The organism is Lysobacterales bacterium, from assembly GCA_019634735.1.
GTDB lineage: Bacteria > Pseudomonadota > Gammaproteobacteria > Xanthomonadales > UBA2363 > Pseudofulvimonas.
Genome location: JAHCAT010000002.1, coordinates 94,965 through 110,708, shown reverse-complemented (window position 1 = coordinate 110,708; position 15,744 = coordinate 94,965). Strand labels below are relative to the sequence as shown.

Genomic DNA, 15,744 nt, shown 5'->3' with positions numbered 1-15,744 from the left:
CGTCCCGACCGGCGGCCGACGCCTTTCCGGGAGGTGCCCATGGCCACCCTGCGTCCCACCGCGTTCGTCCTGGCCGCCCTCGCCGCGGTCGCCTCCCTGGCCCCGGGCCCGGGCCTGGCCCAGGTCGTCTACACCGCCACCCTGTCGGGTGCGGCCGAAATCCCGCCCAACGCCTCCGCCGGCACCGGAAGCGTCACGGTCAGCTTCGACCCGGCCAGTCTGGTAATGGTGGTCTCGACCAGCTTTGCCGGCCTCACCGCGGGCACCACGGCCGCCCATATCCATTGCTGCACCGCCACGCCCGGCGGCAGCAACATCGGCGTCGCCTCTCCAACCCCCAGCTTCCCCGGCTTCCCGGCCGGCGTGCAGGCCGGCAACTACAACCAGGGCTTCGACATGGACGCGCCCGGCAGCTACAACTCCGCCTTCCTCGGCATCCATCCCAACCTCGCGGCCGCGCGGGCGGCCCTGGTCGACGCCATGGGCACCGGCCGCGCCTACTTCAACCTGCACACCAGCGCCTTCCCCGGCGGCGAGCTGCGCGGCAACCTGGTCGAGCAACCGATCTTCGCGGACGGGTTCGGATCCTGACTTCCGCCGCCCGTGCCGGTGGGCGAGCCGGCACCCTCAATCGAAGCCGTGACCGAACAGCCGGTCGCCGCGCGCCGGCCGGCCGCGCAGGACGACCTGGGCGGTGCCGGGCAGGCCCTCGACGTTGGCGCGCACCAGCAGCTCGCCCTGCCGGCTGGCCCAGCCGTCGATGCCCGGTTCGGGGGTGTCGAAGAAGGTGTCGATGATGCCGGTGACGGCGCGCATCTGCAGGCCGGACGGGGTCGGCACGCGCACCGGGTCGCCGACCGCGAGCACCTGCACCGGGGCCGCGCCAGGCGTCAGCCGCCAGACGCCGACGGCGACCGGGTTGCCGACCTCGGCCAGGATCAGGACCGTGCCGTCGTCCAGGACCTGGGTGTGCGCGAAGCTGCGCCAGGCACGGCCCGGGGCCGGGGAATAGGCGCCGGTGTCGCCGACGATGGCGAGCGGTTGCGGCGATTGGCCCGGCACGATGCGCCAGAGTCCGCGCACCGAAGTGGTGCCCGCGGCCGGCCGGATCGTGGTGTTGAGCAGGGCGACGCCGCCGGCCGCCTGCAGGATCGGCGCCGAGCCCTGGTCGAAGCTGTAAGTGGCGTAGCCGGGACCGAGGTCGCCCTGGGTGCCGTTCAGCCACAGCGGCCGGTTCAGGCCGCCGGCGTGGTGGAAACCGCCGATGAAGCTGCCGCCGGCACCGGTGCCGCGCGCCCAGAAGAAGGCACTGCCGTCGTAACCGGCGCGCACGCTGCCGAATTCGGTGATCACCGCGCCGGGGTCGGCCAGGCCCGGACCCTGGGCCCCGGACACGCCGCTCAGGGCCAGCGCCGTGGGCGGTCCTGCGCAGATGCGGAACACGCCAAAGCGGTTGCTGCCGCTGCCGGTGACGCGCCACGCCGCGGCGACCAGAACCTCGCCGCCACTGCCTGCTGCGGGAAACTGGATCAGGCTGCCGTTGGCGCCGGCATGAAAGAAGGCGTTCGCCTCGATGCCGGGCGACCAGGCCGGATGGCTCGATCCTTCCAGCAGGCAACCCCGGTTGCCGGTGCCCGGCGAATGCGCGACCAGCGCCCGCCAGCCGCCGGTGACGCTGGCCTGGATCAGGGTCCGGCCGTCGGGCAGCGCCCGGGCGTTGGGGTAGCCGGCGCTGGCGGTGTTGCCGAAGCTGGTGAACTCGATGCCCGGATCGAAACCGGGCGCCAGCGCGCCGGCAGCGGCCAGCCGGGCGATCTCGAGGTTGCGCTGGCCGTTCCAGGTCCAGATCCCGAAGGTCGCGGCGTCGACGGGCTGGGTCGGGTCGCCGGCCCGGGCGCCGAACACCCGGTGCGGACCGGCCCCCGCGTCCTGCCGCCACCACAGGGTGCGGAAGGCATGGCCGGATTCGGCGCCGGTGCGGCCCGGCCCAAGCTGGCCGGTGGCGAGCAGCTCCGCATAAGGGACCAGGGTGCCGAGACGCTGCGCCCACAGCGCCTGCTGGCTGCTGCCGGTCCAGCGCGTGAAGCCGATGCCGCCATCGGCGTCGCCCAGGCTGACCTGGCGCAGCTCGAAGCTGGCGGGCGCGGGCAGCAGGGCGGGCAGCACCAGGTCGGCGCCGCTGTTGGCCAGCACGACCTGCCAGGCGGGGTCGGTCGGCTGGGACTGGGCCGCCTGGGCGAGGCTGCCGGCGGCGAGAAGGAGGAGGCGTCGAAGCATGATGGCGTTCCGGGACATGAGGGGAGGATCTCGTCGTGCCGCGCAGCCGTGTCGCTCCTGCGGCAGCGCCGGGGTGGAACGCAGCGTGGGCGATTGCGCCCCCGGGGTCGTCGCGCCGCGGCATCGTCGCGGTAACGGATCGGCAACGGCGCACGCCGATCGCGGCGGAGCGCGCGTGCCGGGCGTCCGCCACCGTCCGGTCCGGGCCGGCGAACGCCGAGGGGGCGCTGGCCCGGATGATCCAGGCAGGCCGCTGCGATGTTCGCGCCGTGGTGCGTTCCCGACGGCCGCGTTACGCGACCTCAGTCAGCGTCGGCGCTGGCAGGCGTCGTCGGCGAAGCGTTCGGGCGCGCGCAGGCGGCCGACCGGCGCAGGCCCCGATGGGGCCGACCCCGGCAGTGTTCGAAGCGGAAGGGCGCGGGCGCGCGGACCGCTGGCCGGCGCGCCCGCGGCAGCTCAGAAGCGCTGCAGTTCGACGGTGATCGAGGGCCCGCCCGCGGCAGCGTCTTGGGGACCGAACACCACGGTCGCCCGGTCCGGCCCGGACAGGGTCATCTGGAAGCCCCAGACGTCGCCCACCATGCGCACGGCGGGCCGGGCCGGGAGCTGGCAGGCCGGCCAGGGCAGGAAGCCGCAGTTCCAGGGTGCGCCCTCGACCGCGACCAGCCTGCCGCGCAGGCGGTCGGCGCGCAGCCAGCGGGCCTCGGTGAGCAGGTACCAGGTGGAGCTGCCGTCCGGGGCGAAGTTCAGCCAGTAGCCCCAGACCTGGTCGCGTTCCTCACCGCGGTCGTGGAACAGGAACAGGCCGGAGCCGGGCACCGCGGGGTCGGACCAGCCGCCGGCGACCGGGTGGGCGCTGACCGCGTCGCCGCCCTGGGCCGGCTGCACCGCCAGGCTGTTGCGGCTGAGCCAGTTGGCACCGACTTCGACCACCACCACCTCCGCCACGCCGACGGTCGATTCATCGAACCAGACCGCCGGCACATCGATGCGGAAGGGCGTGAGGACCTGGAGGCATACGCGGTTGCCCGCGTCCGCGACCTCCAGGTGCACGGTCCGGCGCAGCCCGGTGCCGGCAACACCGGCCAGCCGCGGCACGCAGCCGTCGCGCCAGACCCCGCGCAGTTCCAGGGTCTGGCTGGTGCCGGCCACCAGGCTGGCGGCAAGGCTGCCGTCCGGTTGCGGCACGCCAAGCTCGAACGCCGGCTCGGCGGCGACCGGCCCGGCCAGTACCGCCAGCGCGACGACGGCGGCCCGTGACAGGGTGAGGACAGGCATACGCATAGGGGGCTCCTGTGGGCGGTGGCGGAAGAATCGCCGCGGGTGTCCCGCGCAGGACCTCCAGGGGGTGAGGCCAGCGCAACGACCTGCCCGCGGCGCGACGGCCATCCTGGGCCAGCGGCCTGCGCGAATCTCCCCGGCCGGGTAACGGATCGGCATCGTGCGCATGCCGGCGCGCAACCGTCGGACCGGTGCGACCCGGCGCGATGGGCTCAGCGTACCGCCGGCGCGTTGGCGGCTGCCAGTCCCTCCCTCACCTGCAGGGCCCTGGCCAGCAGTCGGCTTCGGGCATGGCCCTCGGCGGTCGCCATCACCGGCAATGCCTGGTCGAGCAGGTGCAGCGCCCGGGGCGCGTCGCCCTCGAGGTTCGCCAGCAGGCCCTCCTGCACCGCCACCGCCTCGTCCCAGACGCCGGTGGCGCGCAGCTTTTCCAGCTGACCCGGCTGCAGGCGCGCGAGCCCGGTCCGCGCGGTATCGGCATCGTCCAGGGCCAGCGCCGTGGCGACCCTGTAGAAGAGCACGTCGTGCGCCTGCGGCGAGTCCGGCCCGGCCGTTGCCGCCAGGCCCGCCAGCGCCTGGTCGAGCGCATCGGCCGCCGCCTGGGCCTGGCCCGCCTCGAACAGCGTGCGGCCGACGTTGGACAGGCTGACCAGGGTCAGGATGTGCTGCTCGCCCAGGGTCGCCGCCATGCGCGCATGGACGTCCCGGGCCAGGGGCAGGGCCTGCGTCCAGGCACCCTGCCGGAAGTGCACGCCGAGCAGTTCGGCCAGCAGGCCGAGCATCTGGCTGTGCTCCTCGCCGAAGCGTTCGGCGATCACCGGCCGTGCGGCCAGCAGCAGGGCCTCAGCCCTGGCATGGTCGCCGCCGAGGCTCACTGCCCGTGCCACCCGCAACTGCGCCAGTGCACGCAGGCTGGCGTGGTCGCCCGGCCGTGCCGCCAGTTCGGCCACGAACGCCTCGAAACGGGCGATCGCGCGCTCGCCCTGGCCGCCGAAGGACTCCACGTGGATCAGGTCCAGGACCAGGCTGTCGCGCTGCGCCCCGCCCTCCGGCCAGATCAGATCGTGCGCGGCAAGAGCCGACTCCAGCACCGGCGCCGCCTCCGCCAGCGCGCCCGTGACCATCAGGTAGCTCGCCTGCGCGGAGGCCCGGTGGAAGCGCCGCCAGGCCTGGGACTCGGCAGCGAGGCCAGGCTCGCCAAGTGCCGCCAGTTCGGTGCGTGCCTCCTCCATGCGCGCCAGCCGTGTCAGCAGCTTGACCCGCATTGCGCGGGCGCGAACGGCGTCGTCCGCGCCGGCCGCGCCCTGTCCTTCCAGCAACGCGAGCGCCTGCCCGGTCTCGGCCAGCGCCTCCGGCCACAGATCCAGGGTATTGAACAGGGTGGCCAGGCTGAGCCGCATCCGCGCGGCGGTCAGCGGCTGATCGGCGAAGCGCGCCGTCAGGCGATCGCGCGCGGCCAGCAGGACGTCGCGGAACGGCACCTGCGCGCCCTGGCCCGCGACCAGGGGATTGCCGCGACCGACCAGGTCCTCCTCCAGGAAACGCAGCATGGCGTTGGCGCGCTGCAATTGCGCCTGCGCCTGGTTGCGCGCCAGGTCGGTGCGCTGCTGCAGGCCGAGCACGACGAGCAGGGCACCCGCCAGCACCAGCAGCGAGGCGACCACCCAGGGGCGGCGTGCGCGGCTGCGCGACAGCGCCTCGCGGGCCTGTGCCATGTCGCGTTCGAGTGCTTGCGCCTGCTCCGTCGCTTCCCGGCGGGCCTGCAGCAAACGCACGCGCTCGGCCAGCTCGGCGGCGTTGCTGGGACGCTCCTCGGGGCGGCCGTCGGTGGCCGCGCGGATGTCCCCGCACAGCAGCGGATCGTCGACGTCGCGCTCCCATCCCGAGGCCATCGGCCGGCGCAGGTCGCCGGCCAGCAGCTGGAACAGCAGCACGCCCAGCGCATAGACATCGCTGCGGGTGGTCGACGCCTGTCCGGCCAGCACTTCGGGCGCCGCGTAGTGCAGCGTCCCGGAGCCCAGCTCGCTGCCGACGCTGTCGGTCACGGTCAGGCCCTGCGCGGTGATGCCCAGACGCTCGAGGCCATCGGGCGAGGCGAGGCGACCGATACCGAAGTCCGACAGGCGGACCACGGGCGCGTCGGGTCCGGCCTCGACCAGGATGTTGGCCGGCTTGATGTCCTTGTGCAGGACGCCCGCGGCATGGGCGATGGCGACGGCATCGGCGATCGCCAGGAACAGATCCAGTCGCTGCCGGCGGTCCATGCCCGCCAGATGCCGACCGGCCCACTCGGCCAGGTTTTCTCCGGCCCAGGCCAGTTCCAGGAAGTACGGCGGCGCCTCGAAGCGCCAGTCGATCAGCTCGACGAAACAGCCGGCCTCGCCAGCGGCGGCGTCGAGCACGCGCAGCAGGGTCGCCTCGCGCTTGAGCTGGCGGATCCCCTCGCCCTCCAGCGCGAACTTGTAGACCCGCCGCTCGCGCGTCCTGGTATGCGCCGCCAGCCAGACCTCGCTGCCGCGGCGCGCGGCCAGCGCCTCGCGCAGCACGAAGTTCTCGCGACCGGGCACCGCCTGGCCGGAGGCGAGGGCAAGCCCGATGCGGTGCCCTGCGCCGACCGGCTGCCGCGACACCGGCCCGGCCAGGCGATAGCCGACGCGCGCCTGGGTGACGATCTGCGCGGCGTTGGCCTCGCCAAGGGCGCGGCGCAGCTTGGCGACGGCGTTGGCCAGCACCTTCTCGACGGTCACCCGTCCGGCCCACACCGTATCCAGCAGTTCGTCCTTGCCGACCACCTCGCCTGCGCGTTGCAGCAGGCAGGCCAGCACCTCCAGCGCGCGCCGCTCGACTTCGACCGGCAGGCCGGCGACGCGCAGCTCGTAGCGCGCCTCGTCGAACTCCGCGGTGCCGAACCGGTAGCTGAAGCGCGGCGGCGGCGACGCGCCGGTGAGGTGGCCTGCCAGAGCTGCGGCGTTGTCCATCGGTCTGTTCATGGCTGGGCAGGGGGTCGTGCCGGAACACCGCGGCAGCGGCCCCGCCCGCGCCGGGCGCAGGGCGGGATTCGCACCGGGTCCCTGGCGCGACGACGAAGGCTATCGTAGCAAGTGCGCGGGTGACCGGGGGCGGGGCCGCAGGGCGGCGCGCCCAGGCCGTGGCAGACGGCGGTCGCCGTCAATCGCCGCCGATGCCGGTCAACGCGGCGCTGAGCGCCAGCAGGCGCTGCTGCGCCTGGCGGTCGCCGGCCTGGGCGTGCGGTACGGCAGGTACGCCGTGACGGTAGTAGCGGCCGGCCTGCAACGTCGCCGCTTCGGCCAGCGCCAGCACATGGTCGCGGCCCTCGTCGATGCTGGCCTCCGGCGTCGCGCCCAGGCCGCGCACCATGGTGGTGTCCATGCGGGTCGCCGGGTGCAGGGCGATCATGGTGATGTCGTCTTCGGCGAAGTCCGGGGCCAGGGCGGCGGTCATGGTGATCTGCGCCAGCTTGCTCTGGCCGTAGCCGCGGCGATGGGCGCCGGGTCGCGCCAGCATCACGTCGTCGAAGTCGATCGGGTGGGCGCTGCCGGAGGCGACATTGAGCACCCGCGACGGCGCCGCCGCGACCAGCGCCGGACGCAGGCGATGCACCAGCACCCAGCCGGCCAGGTAGTTCACCGCGAACTGCAGTTCGTGGCCGTCGGCGCTGGTCTGCCGGCCGGCGTCGGCCGGCAGGGCAATGCCGGCGTTGTTGATCAGCAGGTCCAGGCGCGGCGCCCGCGCCAGCACCTGGTCGGCGAAGGCATCGACCGCTGCCAGCGAGGCGAAGTCGGCGGCGATGAATTCCGCCGAGCCGCGCCCGTCGGCGGCGATCTGCGCCAGCACCGCCGCCCCGCGTTCCCGGTTGCGACCGTGCACGATCACGTGCGCGCCGCGCGCGGCCAGCGCCAGCGCCACGTCCCGACCCAGGCCATCGGTCGAACCGGTGACCAGCACCGTGCGGCCGGCCCAGGACGCCGCGCCATCCTCAGGTGGGGCGGCAGCGGCGACGCCCATCATCAGCACGGCCAGGACGAGGGCGCAGGCCAGATGGCGCAGGCGGGCGTAGGGAGATTGCAGGGTCATCGAGGCGCTTCCTGGATTGCCGGGCGCCGGCACCTGGGGGTGCCTGCCGGCGGGCGGCAAGCATAGAGTCCCGGCGAAGGACGAGGGTCGCGCCAGACCGGACGGGTTCAGGCGCCGGTTGGCCGCGCCGCGGCCCCCGTTCGGGGGCGCGGGCGCGGCCTGGCGCAGGCGGCCGGCCTCAGCGCCCCGGCACGGTCCAGGGCCGGGCGCGGCTGTTCGCCCGCGGGTGCGGCAGCGGCTCGGGCTGGCTGCGGGTGGCTTCGCCGCCTTCGCCGCGCAAGCGGTAGCGCGGCACCAGGCGCGGCTCCTGGGCGCGCGGCGCCTTGACCTCGAGCGGCGTCGCGGCGCTGCCGCCGCCGGCCTCGGCGCGCAGGGTGTACTTGGCGGGCAGCGGGTACAGGCGATGGCCCAGGCGCACCGACTCGGCATAGCGATGGTGCTGGCGCTGGTCGCGCTGGTCGGCGGCGACCTTGTCCAGGGCCACGGCCTCGGCGGCCAGCGCCAGGTCGCGGTCCAGCGCCAGGTCCCACTCGAAGCTGTTCAGCCCGGCCACCACCTCTCGCTCGAAGCGGGCGACCGGCTGCTCGTTGCCGTCGACCAGGCTGAAGCGCACGGTGCCGGCCGCCGCGGCCCACACGGTGCCGGACAGGCTCGGCAGGTATTCGGACCGGTCGAACCACGGGTCGGGTTCGCGACGCCAGCCGCGATCGGCCTGCACGGCATCGAGGTGGAACAGGTGCACCGGCGCGGCACGCACCGCCGGGGTCAGTTCCTGCACCGGCAGCACGTCGACCACCCAGGCGCTGCGGCCATGGGTGCCGGCGACCAGCTCGCGGTCGCGCGGATGCACGAACAGGTCGTGCACCGGCACGTTCGGCAGGTTGCCGTCCAGGCTCGCCCAGCTGCCGCCGCGGTCCAGGCTCACGTAGACGCCGCGGTCGGTGCCGACGTAGAGCACCTCGGGATTGACCGGGTCCTCGCGCACCACGTTGACCGGCTCGGCGGGAAGGCCGGCACCGATGTCGCGCCAGCGGCGGCCCAGGTCCTCGCTGGCGAACAGGTACACGCGGTCGTCGTCCTGGCGGTAGCCGTTGAGGCTGACGTACAGGCGCTGCTCGACGTGCCGCGACAGCTCGACGCGGCTGACCCAGCGGCGCGCCGGCAGCCGGGCATCGACCGCCTGCCAGGCCAGGCCGCCGTCGCGGCTGACGTGCACGTGGCCGTCGTCGGTGCCGACCGCCAGCAGGCCGAAGCGCCGCGGCGACTCGCTGACCGTGGTGATCGTGGCGAACGGCACGTTGCCGCGCTCGGTTGCGCTGCTCAGGTCCGGGCTGATCGCGGTGAAGCTGCGGCCCTTGTCCATCGACCGGTACAGGCGGTTGCTGCCGAAGTAGACGATCTGCGGATTGTGCGGCGACAGGATCACCGGGCTGTTCCAGTTGTAGCGCAGCGGCGGCTCGGCCAGCGGCGAGCGCGGCCGTACCTCGTGGCGCTTGCCGTCGGCGTCGATCCGCGAGTAGTTGCCGAACTGCCAGCCGGTGTAGGTGTGCTTGCCCTCGTCGTCGACCGCCACGTACATGCCGTCGCCGCCGTTGATGAAGGTCCAGTCCTGGCCCAGTTCCCAGCGGGTCCGGCTGGAGCCCTTCATGGTGCCGTTGTCCTGGGTGCCGCCGTAGACGTTGTAGGGCTCGGCCATGTCGGCGTAGATCGTGTAGAACTGGCCGACCGGCTGGCCGTCCATGCGCCGCCAGGTGACGCCGCGGTCGTGGCTGATGTCGATGCCGCCGTCGTTGCCGAGCAGGATGCGGTCCGGATAGTTGGGGTCGATCCACAGCGCGTGGTGGTCGACGTGGACGTCGCGGTGGTTGGCGTAGCCGCTGAAGGTGGCGCCACCGTCCTCGGAGACGATCAGCGGCACGCCCAGTGCGTAGACGCGATCGGCATTGGCGGGGTCGACCCGGATCTGCCCGAAGTAGTAGCCGAAGCTGTGCACGACGTTGCGCAGCGGCGCCTGGTGGGTCTGCCGCCAGGCGCCGCCGGCGTCGTCGCTGCGCCAGACGGTCAGGCCCCAGACGTCGGTGTCGAACAGCGCGGCGTTGGCGTCGCGCAGCCGCGCGCGCAGGGCGTCCATGGTGACCTTGCCGCTGCGCAGGTCGGCGATCAGGGATTTCGCGTCGATCTCGACCGGCAGGTCGCTGCGACGGATGAAGGCCTCGATCTCCTCGGGGTCCTGGCGCAGGAATTCCTCGCGGTCCATGGCCGCCAGCCGGCGCGGCGACAGCGGCCGGTCGCCGGCATGCTGCAGACCGTCGGGCAGCTCGCGCCACAGGTCGATCGAGGCGTACACGGTATCCGGCCGGGAGCGGGCGATGTCCAGGGCGATCCGGCCGATGCCGGCGCCGGACGGGAAGCCGGCCAGGCGCTGCCAGGTGCGGCCGCCGTCGCTGCTCTTGTGCACGGCGCTGCCCGGACCGGATTCGGTGAAGTGCCAGGGCGTGCGCTTGCGGTCCCAGAGCGCCGCGTACAGGGTGTCGGGATCGGTGGGGTGCATGACCAGGTCGCTGGCGCCGGTCCACTCGCCCTCGCCGGCCAGCACCTGGCGCCAGGTGGTGCCGCCGTCCTCGGTCAGGTACACGCCACGGCTGCCGCCCGGCGAGTACAGCCGGCCGGCCGCGGCGACCAGCACGCGGTCGCCGTCGCGCGGATCGACCAGGATGCGGGTGATGCGGTCGGCATCGGCCAGGCCCTTGTGCTGGAAGCTGGCGCCGCCGTCGTGGCTGACGTAGATGCCGTGGCCGCCGTAGTTGGAACGGGCGGCATTGGGCTCCCCGGCGCCCAGCCACAGGGTGTCGGGACGGGACGGGTCGACCGCGATGTCGCCCGTGACGGTGTTGAACAGGCGGTCGGTCAGCGGCTCGAAGCTGCCGCCGTTGTTGGTGGTCTTCCACACGCCGCCGGTCGCATAGGCGACGTAGAAGGTGTAGGGCTCCCCGGGTACCGATTCGATGTCGACCACCCGGCCGCCCTGCACGACCGGGCCGATGCTGCGCCAGGCCAGGCCGCGGAACGGCGAGGCCTGCTCCATGCGCTGGTGCTGCTGCCAGGCCGCCTCGCGCTCTGCTGTGGTGGCCGGACCGTGGCCGCGCGGCCGGGCGTGGGCGGCACTGGCGGCCAGCGCACAGGCGAACAGCAGGACGATGCCGGTGGCGACCGGCGAGGACATGAAGCGCATCGGAAACTCCTCCTGGGCAGGCAACGACTTTAGCGGGCCGACAGGCGGTGCAGACTCGGGTGGTGGCGCCGGAGGGGGCGCCGGGCGCGCGTGGAGCGGGGCAAACCGGGGTCAGAGTCACTTTCCGGCACGACTTGCCCGGCAATTGCGGAAATGGCTCGGCCGGAAAGTGACTCTGACCCCTTCTCAGCGCAGCGCCGCGGTCCGGAAGCCGCGCTTGATCAGCCCGCCGATGCCGTCGGCGGAGCGCTTCAGAAGCACCGCCTCGGCGACCGCATGCACCGCGGATTCCGAGGGTGGCTTGACCAGATAACCGTCGCAGCCGGCCAGCGCCGCCTTGGAACGGTCGAACGGCGACAGCCGCGAGCTGAGCAGCACCACCGGCAGGCTGCGCGTGTAGGGATCGCGCTTGATCTGCCGGCACAGCTCGTAGCCATCGGTGCCCGCCATCGCCGCATCCAGCAACACCAGGTCGAAATTGCCGTTGGTGACCAGCGACAGAACCCGCGGCGCGCTCACCGCCGCCGTGGTGCCGATGCCGCAGCGACGCAGGGCATCGGCCAGGGCATTTCGGATGGCCTCCTCGGCATCCGCGACCAGGGCATTGAGGGGCGCGGCCGGCCGCGGACCGGTCCGCGGCACCGGCTCGGTCGACCAGGGCAGTCGCGACCCCGGGACCTCCGGGGCAGGGCTGCCGGCGCGAGGTGCCGGCGCAGCCGCGGGCAGGCCGTCGGCGACCACCGATGCCAGCAGGCCCTGCAGTCCGACCAGCAGCCCGGTGCGCGACAGCCGGTAGCGGCTGCTGCCGCCCTGGCCGTCGTCGGAGATGCAGATCGCCGGCAGCGCCGGACGTGCCTCGCGCAGCCGGCCGAGCAGGCGCATCGAACGCTCCGACGCGACGTCGACGATGGCGATCTGCGCCTGCGCGGCCTGGTCGGCCAGCACCGCCTCGAAGCGCACGGCCTCGTCGCCCAGCCGCCCCAGGGCCACCTTCAGCAGGCGCTCCTCGCGCCCGGCCAGGGCGCACAGGGCGATCTTGATCCGTCTCGTCGACACCGCGTCGCCAGGCCTCCAGTCCCGTTGGCGACAATCTAGCGCCTTCGAAGCCGGGAGGGTGAAGCGATGTCGAGCGCCAAGCGCGCGCGATGCCTCAGTCCGACCGGCAGGCAGCGGTGCCGGCCGGACCGAACGCGCGCTGGCGCTGGCCAGCGGGCCTCAGGCGAAGCGCCGCCTGGCGACCAGGCCCACGGAAAGCAGAGCGAGCACCATCAACAGCAGGGCCAGGGGGTTGTCGACCGGCACCGCCTGGGTGCCGACCGGCGGCGGCTGCGGACCGCCCGTGATCGGCACCGGCGAAATCGCCAGCCCGACCAGGGTCGGGTTGCCGCCGATGGCGCCGACCAGCTGCGCCTGGCCGGAGCCCAGGTCGATGCCGTACAGGCCGGTGCTGCCCGCCACGCGCAAGGCCGCCAGCGGCGTATTGTTGCCGGCGCTGGTGAGGATGTCGAAGCCGGCGGCCGCGTCGACGGCGACGCCGAGCGGGCCGATCGCGACCTGGGTGCCGTCGTTGGGCGGATTCTGCAGCAGCAGGCGGTCGCCCGCGGCATCGATGTTGAACAGCGCCGTGCTGGTCGCGCCGGCCAGGGAGTTGGTGTAGGCCGAGCCGCCGACCAGGAAGCCGCCGGGATTGACCGGCCCGTCGACCAGGGTCTCGCCGGTGTCGACGTTGATGCGCAGGCTCTGGCCGGTATCGGACACAACGCGCAGGCGGTCAGGCACCGGATTGAAGTCGACCCCGAAGCGGGTGCCCGTCGGCGTGACGCTGAGCGTGCTGGCCAGGGTGGCGGCGCCGGTGGCCGGGCTGATCGTGTACAGGCGGCCGCTGCCGGACAGCCCGTACAGCAGTCCGTTGGCGGGCCGGAAGTCAATGCCTACCAGGGTGTCGCCCGCCTGCATGCCGGTCACCGGCACCGTCGCCTGGACCGTGCCCGGCGCGGTGACGCTGAAGCGCACCAGCAGGTTGGTACCGGTCAGCCCGATGCCGGTCGCGCCTGCCGGCGCGGGCGGCAGCACCGGCGCGCCGAGCACGGCCAGGCCGCGCAGGGCCGGGTTGCCGGCGACCGCACCGACCAGGCTCGCGGCGCCGGTGCTCAGGTCGACCGTGTAGAGGCCGGTGCTGCCGCCGACCCGGAACACGGCGTAGGCAGTGTCGATGCCGGCGGCGGTGCGCACGTCGAAACCGTGGTTGCCGTCGGCATCCAGGGTCACGCCCAGCGGTCCGACCGGCACCACGGTGCCGTCGTTGGGCGGGTTCTGCAACAGCAACTGGCTACCCGCGACGTCGATGTCGTACAGCGCGGTGGTTGCGGCGCCGGCGACGCTGTTGATGTAAGCGGCTGCAGCGATCACAGGTCCGGCGGGGTTGATCGGCCCGTCGACGAGGGTGGCGCCGGTATCGACGTTGATGCGCAGGTTCTGGCCGGTGTCCGAGATCACCCGCAGGCGGTCCGGCACCGGATTGAAGTCGGTCGCGAAAGCCGCCCCGGCGAGGGCCACGTCAAGTGTCGAGCGGAGTGTCGCCGCGCCCGTGGCGGGATCGACGGTATACAGCCGTCCGGCGGTGGTCAGTCCGTAGAGCTCGCCGGTGGCGGGACGGACGTCCAGGCCGACCAGGGTTTCGCCGGCCTGCAGGCCGGTCACCGGCGTGCTTGCGAGCACCGTGCCGGGTGCGGTCGCGGGAAAGCGGACCAGGGTATTGCCGTCGGTCAGGCCGACGAGGGTTTGCGCGTACGCCGCCGTACTGGACAGCAGCACGAAGGCCAGGAGCAACAGACGTTGAAGCATGCGGGGATCTCCCTTGGTTGGGTGGGCCCCATGCCTACGGGCGGCGCTGTCGATCGGATGCAGCGTGCGTAGAAAATTTCTCCAACGCGGGCTTTATCGGCCTTTGGAGAAGTCGAATGTCGACCTGGCGTGCAGACTGCGTCGACGAAACATCCAGGTTGCGTGAAAAAGGCCTCTTCCGCTTCAGTGTCGCGCCGGATCCAATGGTCGATGCCGCTTGCCCCCCGACGATGCCGTGGCTTCAGCCCAGCGGCCAGAGCACCGGGATCAGGGTGATCGCGACCACCGCGAACAGGACGTTCAGGGGCACGCCGATCCGCACGAAGTCGGCGAAGCGGTAGCCGCCGGCGTTGTAGACCATGGTGTTGGTCTGGTAGCCGACCGGGGTGGCGAAGCTGGTCGAGGCGGCGAACGCCACCGCTACCAGGAACGGCGTCGGATCGACGCCCAGGCCCTGGGCGGTCGCCACCGCAACCGGCGCCATCAGCACCGCGCAGGCGTTGTTGCTCATCGCCTCGGTCAGGATCGCGGTCAACAGGTAGACCACCGCCAGTGCGGCCACCGGGCCGGCGCCGCCGACCAGGGCCAGGGCCTGGCCGGCGATCGCCTGGGCCGCGCCGGAGCTGGTCAGGGCAATGCCCAGCGGCAGGATGCCGGCGAGCAGGATGATCACCCGCCAGTCAATGGCGTCGTAGACGTCGTCGGCGCGCAGGCAACCGGTGAGCACCATCAGCACGCAGCCGGCCAGGGCGGTGACCACGATGTCGGCCAGGCCGAGTGCCGCGAACGCCACCACGCCGGCCATGATCGCCAGCGCCAGCGGCGCCCGACGTCGGGAGGCGGTGTCGTCCTCCTTCTCGGTCAGTACCAGCAGGTTGGGATTGCGGCGCAGCTCGGCCAGCTCGCCAGCCGGGACCAGCAGCAGCAGCACGTCGCCCAGCGCCAGCGGTGCGTGCTTGAGCTTTTCGCGGATCACCTCGCCGCGGCGCTGGATGGCCAGCACGGCGGCACTGGTGTGCCAGTGGAACTCGGCCGCGGCCAGGCTGGTGCCGGCCAGACGGGACGTCGGCGCCACCATCGCCTCGACCAGCACCCGGTCGTCCTCCTCCAGGGCTTCGTCGCGCAGCCGGAACTCCGGTTCGAAGGCCAGCCGCTCCCGCTCGCGCAGGGCCTGGATGTCGCGCCAGTCGCCGCGCACCAGCAGCACGTCGCCGGCACGCAGGCGCTGGCTGCGTGGCGACCAGACCTTGCCGTCGTCGCGCAGCAGCTCGAGCACGAAGACGCCCTGCTCACCCAGCCTGGCCTCCTCGACGCTGCGACCGACCAGGCCGGCGCCGTGCGGCACGCGCAGCTCGGTGATGTACTTGCCGAGCTGGTAGTCGGCGGTGAGCTCACCGCCACGGCGCTCCGGCAGCAGCCAGGGGCCGGCCAGCAACAGGTAGACGAAGCCGACCGCCATGGTCACCAGGCCGAGCAGGGTGAACTCGAACATCGAGAAGCCGGGCAGGCCCATGTCGCGGGCGATGGCATGCACCAGCAGGTTGGTGGAGGTGCCGATCAAGGTGCATACGCCGCCCATCTGCGAGGCGTAGGAGAGCGGGATCAGCACCTTCGAGGCCGACAGGCGGCGCTGCGCGGTGGCCGCCATCACCAGCGGCAGGAACACCGCGACCGCCGCGGTGTTGTTGACGAAGGCCGAGACCAGGCCGACGCTGGCCATCACCATCAGCACCAGCAGCCAGGGCCGGTGACCCCAGCGTGCGATCGCGCCGGCGACGAAGCGCAGCGCACCGGTGCGCTGCAGGCCGGCGCTGAGCACGAACATCGCCGCCACCGTGATGGTGGCCTGGCTGGAGAACCCGGAAAGTCCCTGTGTCGGGGTCACCAGGCCCAGCACCAGCAGCAGCACCAGGACCAGCAGGGCAACGATGTCGACCGGCAGCTTCTCGCTGGCGAACAGCACCATGGCCAGCACCAGCAGACCAAGCACCAGCAGCGCGTCGGGACCCATGGCC

Annotated in this window: 9 protein-coding genes; 1 reads left to right on the top strand and 8 read right to left on the bottom strand. The window is 73.1% G+C overall.

Translation table 11 applies throughout. The features are described from left to right. The first annotated feature begins 39 nt into the window (after window positions 1-39). The gene (locus KF823_03175) at window positions 40-591 is read left to right on the top strand and encodes a CHRD domain-containing protein (protein ID MBX3724899.1); all 552 of its coding nucleotides are present in this window, start codon (window positions 40-42) and stop codon (window positions 589-591) included. Between the two features lie 36 nt (window positions 592-627). Here KF823_03175 and KF823_03170 read toward each other — a convergent pair whose 3' ends face one another. The 8 genes from KF823_03170 to KF823_03135 form a co-directional block, all read right to left on the bottom strand. Further along, window positions 628-2,277 (bottom strand): hypothetical protein, encoded by a 1,650-nt coding sequence (locus KF823_03170; GenBank protein MBX3724898.1) that lies wholly within the window; start codon window positions 2,275-2,277, stop codon window positions 628-630. A 456-nt stretch (window positions 2,278-2,733) separates the two neighbouring features. After that, entirely contained in the window at window positions 2,734-3,561 is an 828-nt protein-coding gene (locus KF823_03165; protein ID MBX3724897.1) for a hypothetical protein, read from the bottom strand. A gap of 209 nt (window positions 3,562-3,770) precedes the next feature. Beyond that, window positions 3,771-6,536, bottom strand: coding sequence for a winged helix-turn-helix domain-containing protein (locus KF823_03160; protein ID MBX3724896.1), 2,766 nt, complete (start codon window positions 6,534-6,536; stop codon window positions 3,771-3,773). Window positions 6,537-6,726: 190 nt separating this feature from the next. Continuing rightward, window positions 6,727-7,653 (bottom strand): SDR family NAD(P)-dependent oxidoreductase, encoded by a 927-nt coding sequence (locus KF823_03155; protein ID MBX3724895.1) that lies wholly within the window; start codon window positions 7,651-7,653, stop codon window positions 6,727-6,729. Window positions 7,654-7,831: 178 nt separating this feature from the next. Next, window positions 7,832-10,885 carry a hypothetical protein gene (locus KF823_03150; GenBank protein ID MBX3724894.1) on the bottom strand — a complete coding sequence of 1,018 codons (3,054 nt, stop codon included), beginning with the start codon at window positions 10,883-10,885 and terminating at the stop codon, window positions 7,832-7,834. 186 nt (window positions 10,886-11,071) lie between these two features. Continuing rightward, on the bottom strand, window positions 11,072-11,941 hold the full coding sequence (locus KF823_03145) for a response regulator (protein ID MBX3724893.1): 870 nt from the start codon (window positions 11,939-11,941) through the stop codon (window positions 11,072-11,074). A gap of 159 nt (window positions 11,942-12,100) precedes the next feature. Then, complete coding sequence (locus KF823_03140) at window positions 12,101-13,729, bottom strand: DUF4394 domain-containing protein (protein ID MBX3724892.1); 1,629 nt, start codon at window positions 13,727-13,729, stop codon at window positions 12,101-12,103. Window positions 13,730-13,970: 241 nt separating this feature from the next. Then, window positions 13,971-15,740, bottom strand: coding sequence for an SLC13 family permease (locus KF823_03135; GenBank protein ID MBX3724891.1), 1,770 nt, complete (start codon window positions 15,738-15,740; stop codon window positions 13,971-13,973). Between the last annotated feature and the right edge of the window lie 4 nt (window positions 15,741-15,744).

Coding starts and splice junctions, on each gene's coding strand:
- KF823_03175 (MBX3724899.1), top strand. CDS start 40: ATGGCCACCCTGCGTCCCACCGCGTTCGTCCTGGCCGCCCTCGCCGCG.
- KF823_03170 (MBX3724898.1), bottom strand. CDS start 2,277: ATGCTTCGACGCCTCCTCCTTCTCGCCGCCGGCAGCCTCGCCCAGGCG.
- KF823_03165 (MBX3724897.1), bottom strand. CDS start 3,561: ATGCGTATGCCTGTCCTCACCCTGTCACGGGCCGCCGTCGTCGCGCTG.
- KF823_03160 (MBX3724896.1), bottom strand. CDS start 6,536: ATGGACAACGCCGCAGCTCTGGCAGGCCACCTCACCGGCGCGTCGCCG.
- KF823_03155 (MBX3724895.1), bottom strand. CDS start 7,653: ATGACCCTGCAATCTCCCTACGCCCGCCTGCGCCATCTGGCCTGCGCC.
- KF823_03150 (MBX3724894.1), bottom strand. CDS start 10,885: ATGCGCTTCATGTCCTCGCCGGTCGCCACCGGCATCGTCCTGCTGTTC.
- KF823_03140 (MBX3724892.1), bottom strand. CDS start 13,729: ATGCTTCAACGTCTGTTGCTCCTGGCCTTCGTGCTGCTGTCCAGTACG.
- KF823_03135 (MBX3724891.1), bottom strand. CDS start 15,740: ATGGGTCCCGACGCGCTGCTGGTGCTTGGTCTGCTGGTGCTGGCCATG.